The sequence below is a fragment of the Actinophytocola sp. NPDC049390 genome (assembly GCF_044466355.1).
In the GTDB taxonomy this organism is placed as follows: domain Bacteria; phylum Actinomycetota; class Actinomycetes; order Mycobacteriales; family Pseudonocardiaceae; genus Actinophytocola.
On sequence record NZ_JBITMQ010000012.1, the window covers coordinates 179,627 to 193,525 of the forward strand.

Below are 13,899 nucleotides of genomic sequence, written 5' to 3' on the forward strand. Positions count from 1 at the left end.
GGGGCGACCGCGAGCGGCTCCCCGTAGCCCGCGAGGGGGAGCCGTGAGCGGCCTGCCACTCGATGATTCGCCGGACGGCGCTCCCGGGCTCGCCTCGGGGGTGTTCCCGCACTTCGAGGACAGGGACGCGGCCGAGGTGCCCCGCCTGTCCACCGACGAACTGGAGTGGCACGAGGTTCGCGACGCGTTGTGGCTCGCGCACATGCTGCGTCCCCCTGTGCAGGAGGGGGACGCGCCGCAGCCCCCGCAGGCCCGGCCGCCGGACGTGCCCGCCGGCCCGGACGCACGGACGCCGAAGCCCACCGGCCCTCCTGAGCCGCCGGAGCCCGGTCCGGCCCCGGAGGACCAGGAGGAGCCCCGGGAGCCGGACCACGAACCCGCGCCGCAGGACTGGCGGGTCGGCAAGCCGCACCCCGTCCGCGCGGCCGTGCTCGACCGGCACGCGCCTGCCGAGACGGCCCCGCTGACCTGGCCGACGGCGCCCGCGCTGGCGAACCGGCGCCAGATCGCGAAGGCCCTGCGTCCCCTCGGCAGGCGGGTCGCCTCGCCGTGGCGGACGGAGCTGGACGAGGAGGAGACGGCGGTGCGGGCGGCGCAGGACCGCATGTGGTTCCCCGCGTTCCGCCCCGCGAGGTCCCGCCGGTTCGAGCTGGTCGTGGTGATCGACACCGCGGGCGCCGCGGACGTGTGGCAGCAGCAGGTCGACGAGTTGTGCGACCTCTTCCGCCGCCAGGGCGCGTTCCGCGACGTGCGCACACTGCTGGTCGACGGCTCCGTGACGAACGAGGAGGAGGTGCTGCTGCGCACGCCCGGCCCGGACGGCGTGGTGCGCGGCTGGCGCGACCAGATCGACCCGACCGGGCGAACCGTCTTCGTCGTGCTCACCGACGGTATCGGCGAGGGCTGGCGGTCCGACGCCGTCACCCGGGTGGTGGCCTCGTGGGCGCGGCACACGCCCACCGCCATCGTGAACCTCCTGCCGGAGCGGTTGTGGCACTGGAGCGGGCTGACACCCCGCCGGGTGCGACTGCGCGCGGCGAAACCGGGTGCCCCCAACGTGCGGCTGCGCGTGGAGAACACCGACGGGAGCGAGGACGGCCACGCTGTCCCGATCCCGGTGCTGAGCCTCGATCCGGTGTTCTGGGCGAACTGGGCGAAGCTGCTCGGCACTCCCGGTGCGGGCTGGGTGGACAGCACGACCGTGTTCGTCGAACCCGACACGCGGGTCATCGACGTGGCTGGGACCCCGGCGCAACCGCGGACGGAACTGGCGCCGAGGGACCGGGTGCTGCGGTTCCGCACGTTCGCGTCGGCGTCCGCGTTCCAACTCGCGACCCTGCTCGCCGCGGTGCCGCTGACCATGCCGACGATCAAGCTGGTGCAGCGGGTGATGCTGCCGAGCGCGGACATCTCCGCCATCGCCGAGGTGGTGCTCGGCGGGTTGTTGCGGAAGACCTCGATGAAACCGGACCCGGTCCCGCAGGCGGCCGGGGACGACGGCGGCGACGGCGTCGATGGCGTCGGTTATGAGTTCCACAGAGGTGTGCGTGCGGAACTGCTGGCCGCGGGCAGACGGGGGGACACCATCCGGGTGGCCCGGCTGATCGCCGGTTATCTCGGTCAGCGAAATCCGGTGCTGCGCAATTTCCGGGAGGCGCTGGATGATCCGGAACGCACCCCCGAACCGGAAGTGACCCCGGAAAACCGTCCGTACCTCAAGGTGCAGGAAGCTGTCTTCCGGGCGCTTTCCGGACGTTACGCGGCGCGAGCCACCCGTCTGCGTCGCAAGAGGAAGATCAATCCACCCGATGTCGACGTCGGCGAGGGCGCTAAGCTGCCCCAGCCGGAACCGCCATCCCGGCACGAGTGGACGCTCCCGCCCCCTTTCGAAGGAGACAACATGCCTGCGTCGGGTTCGGGTCAGCTGGAAGGTCGTTCCCTGGTGCGGCAACCGCAGATCTGGGGTGGGGTGCCGCTGCGGAACCCGGACTTCGTCGGTCGTGAGCCGTTGCTCGAACAACTGCGCAGGCGGTTGAGCGAACCCGGCGAAACGACGACCGCGGTTCTGCCGGAAGCGTTGCACGGAATGGGCGGCGTCGGTAAGTCGCAGAGCGTCGTCGAGTACATCTACCGGAACGTCTCGGAATACGACATCGTGTGGTGGATCCCGGCCGAGCACACCACACAGATCCGGTCGAGTTTCGTCGAACTCGCGAAACGGCTGGGTATCACGGCGGGCAGCGCGGAGACCGCCGTGCCGGCGGTGCTGGAAATGCTGCGCAGCGGGATCCCGGACCGCAAGTGGATTCTCGTCTTCGACAACGCCGAACGACCGGATGACGTGCGACCGTTCCTGCCGCCCGGTTCCGGCCACGTCGTGGTGACCTCACGCAACGCCGAGTGGGCTGGCGTCGCCCGCACGGTCGAGGTCGACCTCTTCACACGTTCGGAGAGCATCGAGTTGCTGCGCCGCAGGGGCGGTGGCACTATCTCCGACGAAGACGCCGATCGCCTCGCCGAGGCTCTTGGCGACCTTCCGCTAGCGGTTGAGCAGGCGGCGGCGTGGCGTGCGCAGACCGGGATGCCCGTCGCCGAATACGTCGACCTCCTCGAGAAGAACAGTGCTGAGCTGCTGACGGCAGGCGCGACCGGCGAGTACGAGTTGTCGGTGGCGGCGGCCTGGAACGTGCCACTCAACCGGTTGCGAACCGACCGGCGTGCCGCGTTGGAGCTCCTACAGGTGTGCGCGTTCTTCAGCCCGGAACCCATTGCCCGCAGCCTGTTCACAGGTGTGCGCGGGGCTCCGGTGCCACCGGCGCTGGCGGAGGCACTCGCGGATCCGATCAAACTGAACTCGGCGATCCGGGAGATCCACCGGTACAGCCTCGCGAAGATCGACCACGCACGCAACACGATTCAACTACACCGATTGGTGCAAGCAGTCTTGCGTGATCAGCTCGACAAGACCAAGTGGGAGGACACCCGCCACTCGGTCCACCTCATGCTCGTGAACGGCGACCCGGGGGACCCGGCGAACAGTGTCAACTGGCCGGTCTACGCGGACCTGCTGCCGCACGCCATCAACTCCAGGGCGGTCGACTGCGAGGACAGCTGGGTTCGCACCATGGTCACGAACATGGTGCGGTACCTCCTCGCCGTCGGCGACTACCAGGGTGGCCTCTCCCTCGCGGAGGAGGCCAGGGAGACCTGGACGGCGAGCATCGGCGAGACCCACGTCGACACGCTGGTCATGGGCCGTCACCTGGCCAACGCGCTGCGACGGATCGGCCGCCCCGCGGACGCCAGCACGCTCAGCGCGGAGGTCTACGCGTTGACCCGCGAACACCTGGGCGACGACGACGAGACGACCATCGCGATGGGCAACTCCACCCTGGTGATCCACGAGTTGGAGGGCAGGCTCTACGACGAACGGGACGCCGCGGAAACCACGCTGGCCAGCGCGCGGCGGGTGCTGGGTGAGGACGACCCGTCGACCCTGGTGTACGCCAACAACTACGCGTCGACCCTGCGCCTCACCGGCGAGTACTTCGCGGCCCGCGATCTCGACCAGGAGACCCTGCGGCGCCGGACGGCGGTCCTCGGCGCGCACCACACGGCGACCCTGGGCACACGCAGCAGCCTGGCGATGGACATCCGGGAGTGCGGCGACTACGTCGGTGCCTGCCGCATGCAGGAGGAGACCTGCGCCGTCGCCACGGAGATCCTCGGCCGCGACCACCCCACGACCATCGGCAGTGACCGGTGCCTCGCGGTCGCGCGCCGCAAGGCGGGCCGCCACGACCAGGCGATGGAGCTCACCGAGGACGTCTACAACCGCTACCGACTCCGGCACGGCGAAGGCCACCTCGACACCGTGACCGCGATGGTGGACATGGCGACCGAGCTACGTCACCTCGGCGAGCTGGACAAGTCGCTCGACTTCGGTGTGCGCGGTGTCCGGGACTTCGAGAAGGTCTACTACCACGAGCACCCGTACGTGATGATCGCCATGACCACCCTGGCCGTCACCCGCAGGCTTCGCGGCGACCTCGACGAGGCGCGCAACCTCAACGAGCGCGCTGTCGCCGGGCTGCTCGAACGGCTGTACGAGGACCACCCGTACGTCATCGTCGTGCGCAGCAACCTGGCGAGCGACCTCGCCGAGCTGGGTGAGGCGGAGAAGGCGCGGTTGCTCGACGAGGACACCCTGGTCCACAGCACGGAGCGGCTCGGCGCCGAACACCCGACGACGCTCGCGATCGCGCACAACCTGTCGATCGACCTGAACCTGCTCGGCCAGTCCGAGGAGGCCGCCATCCTGCACACGAAGACGGCGGCGAGCTTCCGGAAGGTGCTCGGCGAGGAGCACCCGGCGACCGTGGCCGCGAGCCAGAACGTCAGGGCGAACTTCGACTCCGACACGATGCAGCTGTAGCGGGCGCGAGCCACGCGACCATGGCCAACGGATCGGGGGCTCGTCCCGTGAGCACCCTGATCCGGCGGTGCACGGCGACGGTCAACTCCGGGCGGTCGAGCAGTGAAGCCGCGTCCCTGCCCTGTGCTCTGAGCGCGAGTCCAAGACCGACCCATGCCTGGACGTCATCCGGCCTGGACGTCAGGTGCCGGTGGTAGGCGTCCGCGGCCGCTTCCATGTCACCGGTGCAGAACGCGGCGTCCGCGTACGGCGTCGAGCCCGGCAGCGAGCCCCGGCCTCGGGTGAGCGACGTGAACAACTCCCGGTCGACCGCCTTGACGTGCAACAGGTTTCGCCGGTTCGCGGGCAGCCGTCGGGTGTCCTCGGCGCTGATCCTGGTGCGATCCGCCCAGGTCGGCGGCGGCCGGTCGGCGCACCACGCGGCGGCTACCGCGTCGACCACCTCCGGGTTCGGCCGCGCGTGCCGCAACCGCCACAGCGCCTGGTGGTCGTCGACCATCGCGGTGACCACTGTGGACAGCTGGTCGAGCACCGGGGTTCGTTCGCACACCTCGAGCCGGGCCGAGACGGCGTCGACCAGCGCCCGTCCCGCGTTCGTCAGGTGCGGGTCGCCGTCGAGCGCACGCAACGCGTGCCGGACCTGTGTGCGCCGGAACGCTATCTCGAAACGGATCTGCTCGTTCTCGTCCGCCACGTCCGCCTCGGCCAACCAGAACTCGACTCCGCAGGTGAACGCGTACAGCCCGTGCAGGACACCGGTGAGCGGACGCGGGTCGTCCCGCCACGGCGCCAGGTACCGCTGGGCGCGATGGCCGTCGGTGAGTTTCACCAGGTCCAGTAGCGCGTTCAGCTTCGAGTGCTGCATCTCGTGCACCAGCGCCTCGGCGAACTCGGTCGCGGAATCGCACGCCGACAACCGCACCCCGCCGAACGCGGACGGCGACGACTCGCCGACCGTGCCGCTGCTCGGTTCGATGGGCACCAGCAGTCGCAGCCCGGTCGCGATCTCCCGCGCGTACGGCCGGTGGTCCCGGGTCAGCACGTGCCACGCCTCGTCGACGAGCTTGCGCCAGTCGGCGAGGTCCACATCGGACAGTTCGGTCGGTGGGCTCGGCGGCCCGAAGCCGTGGTAGGGGTCGTGGTGGTCGAGCCACGCGTCCACGGTGAGGCCGTGGCTGGTGCTGGTGTGGCGCCGCGCGGGGAAGAACGCCTCGTCCGACCCGTCGAGCGCGATGGAGGTCGAGGGACTGACGCGGAGGTGCGTGTCGATGCCCGCGCTGACCACGTCGGCCGTGCCGACGGGGAACGAGCCGGGAAGGGTCACGTGCCCGACGGTGGGCAGCGACACCACGCCGTGCCACACCGGAACGCGGATCGTGCGGGCGACGCCGGTGCGCACCGCGGCGGCGGCCGCGATCGCGTGCAGGTAACCGAGTTCCGACCACGGTGTGACCACGTCCGGCCGCGCGTGGTGGTGCAGCGCCCTGGTCAGCCACACGCCGACGGACGGGTGCAGGAAGATGTCCGCCGTCGCGTCGGCATCACGGGCCTCCGCCTCCGCGAGCACAGCCCAGCAGGCCGCGATGTCGACCTGGGTGCCCATCGCGGCCGGGTTCGCCTCGAGCCGGTCGAGCAGGGCCCGCAACCGCAGGCGCCGGTGACTGTGTTGTGCCGCCTCGAGCAGCCGCATGGTGACATCGGCGGTCGGGCCGGAGCACAGCTCGTCGAACGTGGCCCGGGTCAGTCGATGCGTGCTCAGTGCATCCCCAACCGCGGCGGGTCGTCCTGCTTTCCCTGTAACTCGTTGCCGGTGTGCCATTCGGCGGTCCGGTAGAGTTGATCCAAGGCGGTGACCAGCTCTGATGATCTCAGCTCGCGCAACTCGGCCAGCGGGACCGCGGTCAGATCGACCAGTTGCGAGTCCAGATCAGCATCCGTCAGATGTGCCATGCCGCCTCCCCGAACTGTCGCAGGTCTACGCCGATTGTAGCCGTTTCCCAGCCCGTTTCCGGCGGATTACCGGTCAAGATCATGGCGCGCAGGGGGTTTGTCCAGCTTTTGTCCCGTGCGCTCGGGTGGCCTGTTCAGTTGACGCACGGGATCCCACCTGCGGTTATCGGTCGTTCACCGGAGTTCTGGGCCACGTTGCGCACGACCACCTTTCCGGTGTCGACCGGGGTCGTGCCGGGGACGCTTCTGGTGGTGGTGCTCGGCGGGGGACCGGTCAGCAGGTTCCGCACGTACGCACGCACCCGCGCCGGGTCGACCTCGACGGCGCTGCCGTCCGACGGGGTCGTCAGGTCGATGGTGCCGGTGGGGATGGTGGAGAACTCGATGTCGTCGCCGGTCAGCGTGGTCAGCTGCGCCGCGAAGGACATGAGGTCCCAGTTCCTGTCCAGCACCACGGACTTCGTGAGCGCGTCGACCAGCGCGCTGATCCGGCTCGGTGAGCTCAGCGTGCCCGAGCTGAACACCTGGTTGGCCACGCCGGCGAGGAACGCCTGCTGGCGGCGCACCCGGTCCAGGTCGCCGTTCGGGAGACCGTGGCGCTGCCGCACGAACTTCAGCGCGGCCACGCCCTTCAACGTCTGCCTCCCCGCCGGGAAGTCGGCGCCGGAGTACCTGTCGTGCACGGGTTCGTTCAGGCACACCGGCACCCCGCCGACGGCCTTCGTCAGCTCGCTGAACCCGTACAGGCCGATCTCCGCGTAGTGGTCGACCGTGAGACCGGTCAGCGCGGACACCGTCGCGATCAGGGTCTTCCTGCCCTCGGTGGTGGACTCGCGCTCGACGGTCGCGTCGTCGGCGCCCTCGGCGCGCAGGCGGGCGGCGGCGTCGTTCTTCCCCCGCGCGTACGCCGAGTTCAGCTTGTGCGTGCCGAAGCCACCCGGGATGTCCACATAGGAATCGCGGGGGAGGGAGAGCGCGAACGCCTTCTTCTCGGGGTCGGCGGGGATGTGCACCAGCATCATCGTGTCGGTGTTCTGCTCGCCGTCCGCCTCCCCGGCCCGCAGCGCGTCCAGCACGTCCTGGGGCAGCGGGTTGCCGTGCGTGTCGGTGCGCGAGTCGAGGCCCACCAGCAGGATGGTCTGTTCCGAGCGGGGGAGGTCCCGCACCGACGGGAGGTCGGCCGGGTCCGGGGGCGGGTCGGCGGCGATGACGTCGTCGCGGACCACGTTCTCGTCGGCCGTGCGGTAGGTGTACCAGCCGAACCCGATCGTCGCGACGACCGCGGCCGACACCAGTGCCACCAGCGCCCTCCCCGCCCACACCAGCATGGTTCCGACGCTATGGACCGATTCCGCCCGTCGTGCCTCTGTTCTGTAACAGCCGTCCGGCGGTCGTTTCGCGGGCACGTAACAGCCTGGACGACCCGTGTGGCCGCGCCGGGCGCGGCGTGGTCTCCTGTGCTCGTGCGCGGAACGATGCGATCGGCGGTGGCCCTGTGCGGGCTCGTCCTGCTGCTCGTCGCGGGCTGCGCCACCCAGGGCGGTGTCGAGGTGGCGGGCCGGGCGAGCCAGGTCAGCCCGCCGCCGTCGCAGCCGACACTGCCCAGCGGCACCCCCGCCTCCGCCGACCCGGTCGCGGTGCTGCGGGCCGATCCGCAGGTCACCCCGAAGGTCAAGGCGGGTCTGGTGCCGTGCGAGGGCGGCCAGTACCCGACCGACGACCGGTACGTCGACCTCACCGGCGACGGCAAGGGCGAACTGGTCGTGCTGCTGTTCGACTGCCGCTCCGACCGGTACGCCAAGGCGGCCGCCGAGGGGGTGGGGCTGGTGCCGTACCCCGGCTACGCGGCCTACGTGTACAACCTGGTCACGGAACCGCCGACGCGCCTGCTCGGCGTCGAGGGCCAGTCCATCGACGTCCTGCCGGGCAAGGGCAAGGATCTCGTGCTGATCCGCGGTACGTGGTCGGCGGAGGACGACCCGTGCTGCCCGTTCGAGCAGACGGTGGTGCTGTACCGGTGGAACGGCTCGAGACTCGTCGAGGTGCCCAGGTGAGCGAAGCATGCGGAGCGAACCACCCATGCCGATGATCGTGTTGCTGGTGGAGGACGACGACGTGATCCGGGAGGCCACACAGCTCGCGCTGGAACGCAACGGGTTCACCGTCGACGTGGCCGCCGACGGGCTCACCGGCCTGGCCGCGTTCCGCGCGCGGCGGCCGGACGTGGCGTTGCTCGACATCATGCTGCCCGGCATGAACGGGGTGTCGCTGTGCCGCCAGATCCGTGAGGAGAGCCCCACCCCGGTGATCATGATGTCGGCCCGCGCGGACCCGGTCGACGTGGTGCTGGGGCTGGAGGCGGGCGCCGACGACTACGTCACCAAACCGTTCGACAGCACCGTGCTCGTGGCCCGCATCCGTGCGGTGGTGCGCAGGATGAGCCGCGCGGCCGTGCCGTCACAACAGGGGAGCGTGTTCGGCGCGCTGGAGGTCGACCGGGACGCGCTGGAGGTGCGCCTGGCGGGCAGGCCGGTTGAGCTGACGCCGACCGAGCTGCGGCTGCTGCTGTGCTTCGTCGACTCGCCGGGCACCGTGCTGACCAGGGACGTCCTGCTGGAGCAGGTGTGGGACTACCAGTGGGGCGGCGACTCGCGGGTCGTCGACGTCCACGTGCAGCGCCTGCGCGCGAAGATCGGCCAGGACATGATCGAGACCGTGCGGGGCTTCGGGTACAAGCTCCGCAACGGGGCGTGAGCGGGAGCGAAGGAGCGGCCACCGTCTGGACTGAGGAGCGCGCGCAGGCGCGTCAGCGCCGAGCACGCGACGAGGGAAGACGGTGGTTGAGCGGATGAGCGGAGCGAACCATCGACGCGTGAGGGCCTTCCCGCAGTCGTTGCGGTGGCGGCTGTCCGCGGTGATCGCGCTCGTCAGCGTCGTGCTCGCGGTGGCGCTGTCGCTGCTCGTGCGGTCGGAGTTCAGCCGTGCGCAGCTCGCCGACGCGCGGCGGGTGCAGGACGAACGGATCCAGCTCGTCGTGCGGGACTACGGGCTGACCGGGCGGGCCGCGCTCGGCAGCCGGATCGACGCGGCGGACGTGCCGGACGAGCTGCTCGACGCGGTCCGCGGCGGCCGCCGCGCCACCTACCTGCAGCGCACGCCCGACGGCGCGTGGATCTGGGCGGCGGCGCAGACCGACGGGAAGGTGCTGTCGCTGCGCAGCTCCTACGCCGACCGCGACGCGACGCTCCGGCAGCTCGACCGCGTGCTGGTCCTCGGTTCCGCGGCGGTGCTGGTGCTGGCCACCGTGCTCGGGATTGTCCTGGGTGGACGGTTGTCGCGGCGGCTGCGGCGGGCCGCGGTCGCCGCCCGCCGGGTCGCGGACGGCGACGCGACCCTGTCGGTCGGTGCGGAGATCGGCGACCGGCCGCGCGACGAGGCGACCGAGCTGGCGCACGCGGTGGACGCGATGGCGGCGGCGCTGCGGGCACGGCTGGTGGCCGAGCGGCGGGTGACCGCGGACATCGCGCACGAGCTGCGCACCCCGGTCACCGGTCTGGTGACGGCGGCGGAGCTCCTGCCCCCGTCCCGGCCCGCGGAGCTGGTGCGGGACCGCGTGACCGTGCTGCGGGCGCTGGTGGAGGACATCCTGGAGGTGGCGCGGCTCGACGCCGCGACCGAGCGGGCGGAGCTGGTGGACGTGCCGCTGGGCGAGTTCGTGTCCCGCCGGGTGCCCTCGGCCGTCGTCACGGACGCGGAGACGGTCCGGACCGACCCCCGCAGGCTCGAACGCGTGCTGGTGAACCTGCTGCAGAACGCGGAACGCCACGGCGAGCCACCCGTGGTGGTGGCCGTCGAGGGTGCCACGATCCGGGTGCGGGACCACGGACCGGGCTTCCCGCCCGAGATCCTGGCGGAGGGGCCGAGCCGGTTCCGGACCGCCGACCCCAACCGGGCCGACGGTCACGGGCTCGGACTGACCATCGCGTTGGCGCAGGCACGCGTCCTGTCGGCCGAACTCACGCTCCAGAACGCGACCGATGGTGGAGCCGAGGTCGTGGTGGTACTACCGTCTGCGCCGTGAGTGGTCGTGAGGAGCTGTTGGCACAGCTGGAGTTCTACTGGGATCACACCCTGTGGCCGCGCCTGCGCGGGCTCACGGACGAGGAGTGCTTCTGGGAGCCGGTCCCCGGTTGCTGGTCCGTGCGCAAGCGCGAGGACGACACGTGGGCGATGGACTGGGAGTGGCCGACGCCCACTCCGCCACCGGTCACGACGATCGCCTGGCGCCTCGCCCACATGGGCATACAGACGCTGGGGAGCAGAGCCAGCGCGCTGTTCGGTGACGGGTCGCTGACCGTCGAGACGGTCCGCTGGCCCCGCACCGCGGCGGAGGGCCTGCGTGCCCTGGCGACCCACTACGAACACTGGCGGCGCGGCGCCCGCATCCACGAGCCCGCGGACGAGGACTCGTTCACCACCCTGATCCTCCACATGAACCGGGAGATCATCCACTACGGCGCCGAGGTCGTGCTCATGCGTGACCTGTACCGGGCGGCGAGGCGTCCGGTGGTCACCGAACCCGCCTGAGCGTCTCCCGCGTGTGCGATCGCCGGAAGGTTCCGGTCGTGCCAGGGTGTGGGGAACCAGAGGATCGGTCACCGCGTCAGCGGTTCGCCACCTCGGAGCAAAGGAAGCATCGCGATGCAGCCACAGATGCAGCCCCACGCCGTCACCCAGCAGCGACCGCGGTCCTCGGACGGGCGTGCCGTCGCGGGCGTGGTCGGCGTGCTCCTGGCGCTGCCCGCCGCCGTGCTCACGATCACCACGCTGGTCATCCCGACCGTGGGGACGGTCGGGACCAGCATGCGCGACGAGAACTTCGCCAGCCGGAGCGAGGCCGAGTACGTCGGCTTCGACAACTACGGCACGGTGCTGGGGGACGCGGGCTTCTGGCCCGCGCTGTGGTTCGCGGTGTCGCTCGTGCTGTTGCCGATCGTCGTCGCCGTGGTCGTGGCGCCGCTGCTCGCCGCGGCCGCGAACTGGGCCGGTGGCTGGGCGCGGGTGACCACGCGGGTGGTGCTGTCGCTGGCGATCGTGGTGTTCTCGCCGGTGGCGCTGGGCATCGCCTGGCTGCGTGGCCTGCGGGAGGAGCCCCGCCTGCTGGGCGACCCCGAGCTGGTGGGCACCGCGCTGCGGACCAGCGTGGCGTTCATGACGTTCGGCGTGGTGTGCGCGATCGGGGTGATGGTGTTCCTGCCCGCCTTCCGCGCGCGGCGCAGGCTGTGGCCGACGCTGTTCACCCTGGCGGGGCTGGTCGTGGTGGGCATGCTCGCGGTCGGGCTGCAGCAGTTCACGCTGCCGTTCGTGATGACCGCGTTCGGGCCCGGGAACGAGACCATGACACCGCTGGGCCTGGTGTACCGGGAGGCGTTCGAGAACGGCAGGATCGGCGTCGGGGCCGCCGCGTCGACGGTGCTCCTCCTGCTGCTGGCCGTCCTCGGGGTGGTCGCGGTCCTCGTCGTGATCCTGACCCGGTTGCGGGTCAGCGTGGCGCCGTGGCGGTCCCCGGGTGGACGGTCGCGAGTGGACGCGGGCGCGATCGTGGTGGCCCTGGTGGCGTTGGCCGTGGTGGTCGTCCTCGCGGTGCTCACGATGGAGCCGTGGCTCGACGCGCTGGGCGGGCCGGAGCAGGAGAGACGGCCCGGTGGTCCCACCTGGCAACCGGCGTTCCTGGCGGCACTCGTGGCGGTGGGCGTCGCGTATCTCGCCGCGCTGGGGATCAGCGGCCTGCGCCCGCTGGGCAGGCACAGCGAGTGGCTGCTGATGCCGTTCGCGCCGTGGCTGTTCGTCGGGGTGGCGCCGCTGGGTGTCGAGTTCTTCATGACGCTGCGCGACGATGGCGAGTTCGGCGAGGGCGCCGTGTTCCCGCCGATCCTCGTCAGCCTCGTCTCGCTGCTGGTTCTCGCCGTGCTGTGCCGGGGGCAGGCGGAGCGCTGGCAGCAGCGGACGGCGGCCGGGGCGCCCGCGGTGGGTTCGTTCTTCCGCACGGTCGTGCTGCCCACGTTGCCCGTCGCGGTGCTGCTGCTGGTGGTGACCGCGTTCGTCAACGCGCAGGACCTGTTCTGGAGCCTGCTCACGACGCGGACACCGGAGGACGGCTCGGCCCCGCTGGTGCTGTACATGGTGAACTCGAGCCTGACGGCGCGGGACTTCTCCGTGGCGTCGACGACGCCGCTGGTGGCGGTCGTCCTCGGGTTCGTGGTGCTGGCCGCGCTGCAGGCGCTGCACCTGGACCGGATGACGGCGACCGTCGGCAGGCCCGACGACCCGACCGGCCCGATCCGAGTGCCGGCCATGTCGTGAGGGTGCCCTTCAGGACGTTGAACGTCCGCATGGTGCCCTTCAGGACACCGCTCGCACGTCCGGGCGGGATCGGGCTGCTGCTGCCCGGTAGGCGGCGGTCAGTTCGGCGGCGACGGAGTCTGGAGCGCTGCGGAGGCGGTTCGGCAGAGTTTGCAGGACCGTCACGCCCACCGCCGCATATCTGGCGTTTCGGTTGATCGTTTTCGCATAGTCCTCACGCTGGAAGTGGAACTCATAGGAGTCGATCTCCCAGGCGAGACCGACCTCGAACCACGCATCCGGAACAGCGACGTACTCGCCGTGGGAGTCGCGCAGAGCCACGTTCCACCTCGGCCGCGGGAGGTCGGTGCGCTTCCACACCCGCATGGCATCGATCTCAGCAACCGACCGGGCGCCAATGGCGACGTCTTTGAGCACCGCACGCGGCACCGCCGTGCCGCGCTGGCTGCCGGCTTCCAGCTCGTGCCTCAGCCAGCGCGGCGACAACCGACAGCGCTGCACGGCCTCAGTGATCAGCGCACGCGTCGGGTCATAGCTCGTGAACCGGCGACAGGCGTCGAGAACCGATCTGGTCAGAGGCGCGAGCGGGACGCCATCGCGGATCACCGGGCGGGGCATTCGTCTGGTGCGCTCGACAATGACGTAGTCGCTGCAGATGGCCCTGCGCTCATGCGGAACGAGCAGGTGAACCCGTTGGTCGTCCGGCATGTTCCTGAGGCCGTGCCGTCGGCACGCTTCGAGTCCGGTGATCACTGAGCCGGGCCCGGCGTAGAGCAACGCCGCCGCGACAAGCTGTCTCCTTGTCGGTGGCAGGTTGCCGAGCAGCACGACACCAGGAAGCAACCTTTGCCATGGCCCGCCAGGCATGCATCGCCGGTACGCGGTCCGCGAGGGAACTCCCAGGTTGGTGAGGGTCGTAACCTTGATCGTGCCGTCCCGGCTCGCCGCCAGCAGCACATTCGGGTCGTTGGCCCAGCCTCCTCGTTTCATACCCTCACCATCGGCCCTCAGCGAGCCACCCGAAACCCAACGCACCCAACCTGTGGACAACCACCCAACCTGTGGACAACCCACCCCCACCCCCACCCCCCACCCCCACCCCCCACCCCCACCCCCCGTCGCGAGGGGCACCATGAGGGCGTTGAACGTCC

The 13,899-nt window shown here is 70.8% G+C and carries 10 protein-coding genes; 6 read left to right on the forward strand and 4 right to left on the reverse strand.

Annotated features, from left to right (window positions below; genetic code table 11):
* Positions 1-43: 43 nt before the first annotated feature.
* Positions 44-4,435: an FxSxx-COOH system tetratricopeptide repeat protein gene (fxsT, locus tag ACIBVP_RS30575; protein WP_396109838.1), complete on the forward strand. Its 4,392-nt coding sequence runs from the start codon at positions 44-46 to the stop codon at positions 4,433-4,435.
* Here the strand turns inward: fxsT and ACIBVP_RS30580 are convergent.
* From ACIBVP_RS30580 to ACIBVP_RS30590, 3 genes are all read right to left on the reverse strand, one after another.
* Positions 4,398-6,125 carry an aKG-HExxH-type peptide beta-hydroxylase gene (locus ACIBVP_RS30580; RefSeq protein ID WP_396109840.1) on the reverse strand — a complete coding sequence of 576 codons (1,728 nt, stop codon included), beginning with the start codon at positions 6,123-6,125 and terminating at the stop codon, positions 4,398-4,400. The genes fxsT and ACIBVP_RS30580 overlap by 38 nt on opposite strands.
* A 65-nt stretch (positions 6,126-6,190) precedes the next feature.
* A complete protein-coding gene (locus tag ACIBVP_RS30585) occupies positions 6,191-6,385 on the reverse strand; it encodes a hypothetical protein (protein WP_396109841.1) in 195 nt (64 codons plus the stop codon).
* Positions 6,386-6,519: 134 nt separating this feature from the next.
* Positions 6,520-7,713, reverse strand: a complete 1,194-nt coding sequence (locus ACIBVP_RS30590) for an LCP family protein (protein WP_396109842.1) — start codon at positions 7,711-7,713, stop codon at positions 6,520-6,522.
* Between the two features lie 147 nt (positions 7,714-7,860).
* Here ACIBVP_RS30590 and ACIBVP_RS30595 point away from each other — a divergent pair, with 147 nt between their 5' ends.
* From ACIBVP_RS30595 to ACIBVP_RS30615, 5 genes are all read left to right on the forward strand, one after another.
* Positions 7,861-8,439, forward strand: a complete 579-nt coding sequence (locus tag ACIBVP_RS30595; RefSeq protein WP_396109843.1) for a hypothetical protein — start codon at positions 7,861-7,863, stop codon at positions 8,437-8,439.
* A 7-nt stretch (positions 8,440-8,446) separates the two neighbouring features.
* Entirely contained in the window at positions 8,447-9,139 is a 693-nt protein-coding gene (gene cseB / locus ACIBVP_RS30600; protein ID WP_396109844.1) for a two-component system response regulator CseB, read from the forward strand.
* A 118-nt stretch (positions 9,140-9,257) separates the two neighbouring features.
* On the forward strand, positions 9,258-10,466 hold the full coding sequence (locus ACIBVP_RS30605; protein WP_396109845.1) for a sensor histidine kinase: 1,209 nt from the start codon (positions 9,258-9,260) through the stop codon (positions 10,464-10,466).
* On the forward strand, positions 10,463-10,972 hold the full coding sequence (locus ACIBVP_RS30610) for a DinB family protein (protein WP_396109846.1): 510 nt from the start codon (positions 10,463-10,465) through the stop codon (positions 10,970-10,972). Before ACIBVP_RS30605 ends, ACIBVP_RS30610 begins: the two co-directional genes overlap by 4 nt.
* Positions 10,973-11,086: 114 nt before the next feature.
* Positions 11,087-12,748 carry a hypothetical protein gene (locus ACIBVP_RS30615; protein WP_396109847.1) on the forward strand — a complete coding sequence of 554 codons (1,662 nt, stop codon included), beginning with the start codon at positions 11,087-11,089 and terminating at the stop codon, positions 12,746-12,748.
* A 39-nt stretch (positions 12,749-12,787) separates the two neighbouring features.
* Here ACIBVP_RS30615 and ACIBVP_RS30620 read toward each other — a convergent pair whose 3' ends face one another.
* Positions 12,788-13,738, reverse strand: a complete 951-nt coding sequence (locus ACIBVP_RS30620; protein ID WP_396109848.1) for a hypothetical protein — start codon at positions 13,736-13,738, stop codon at positions 12,788-12,790.
* Positions 13,739-13,899: the final 161 nt, after the last annotated feature.

Bases quoted from the DNA above. Each gene is read 5' to 3' on its own strand.
- ACIBVP_RS30595 (WP_396109843.1), top strand. From the start codon at position 7,861: ATGCGATCGGCGGTGGCCCTGTGCGGGCTCGTCCTGCTGCTCGTCGCG.
- ACIBVP_RS30590 (WP_396109842.1), bottom strand. From the start codon at position 7,713: ATGCTGGTGTGGGCGGGGAGGGCGCTGGTGGCACTGGTGTCGGCCGCG.
- ACIBVP_RS30580 (WP_396109840.1), bottom strand. From the start codon at position 6,125: ATGCGGCTGCTCGAGGCGGCACAACACAGTCACCGGCGCCTGCGGTTG.
- ACIBVP_RS30585 (WP_396109841.1), bottom strand. From the start codon at position 6,385: ATGGCACATCTGACGGATGCTGATCTGGACTCGCAACTGGTCGATCTG.
- ACIBVP_RS30620 (WP_396109848.1), bottom strand. From the start codon at position 13,738: ATGAAACGAGGAGGCTGGGCCAACGACCCGAATGTGCTGCTGGCGGCG.
- ACIBVP_RS30615 (WP_396109847.1), top strand. From the start codon at position 11,087: ATGCAGCCACAGATGCAGCCCCACGCCGTCACCCAGCAGCGACCGCGG.
- cseB (WP_396109844.1), top strand. From the start codon at position 8,447: ATGCGGAGCGAACCACCCATGCCGATGATCGTGTTGCTGGTGGAGGAC.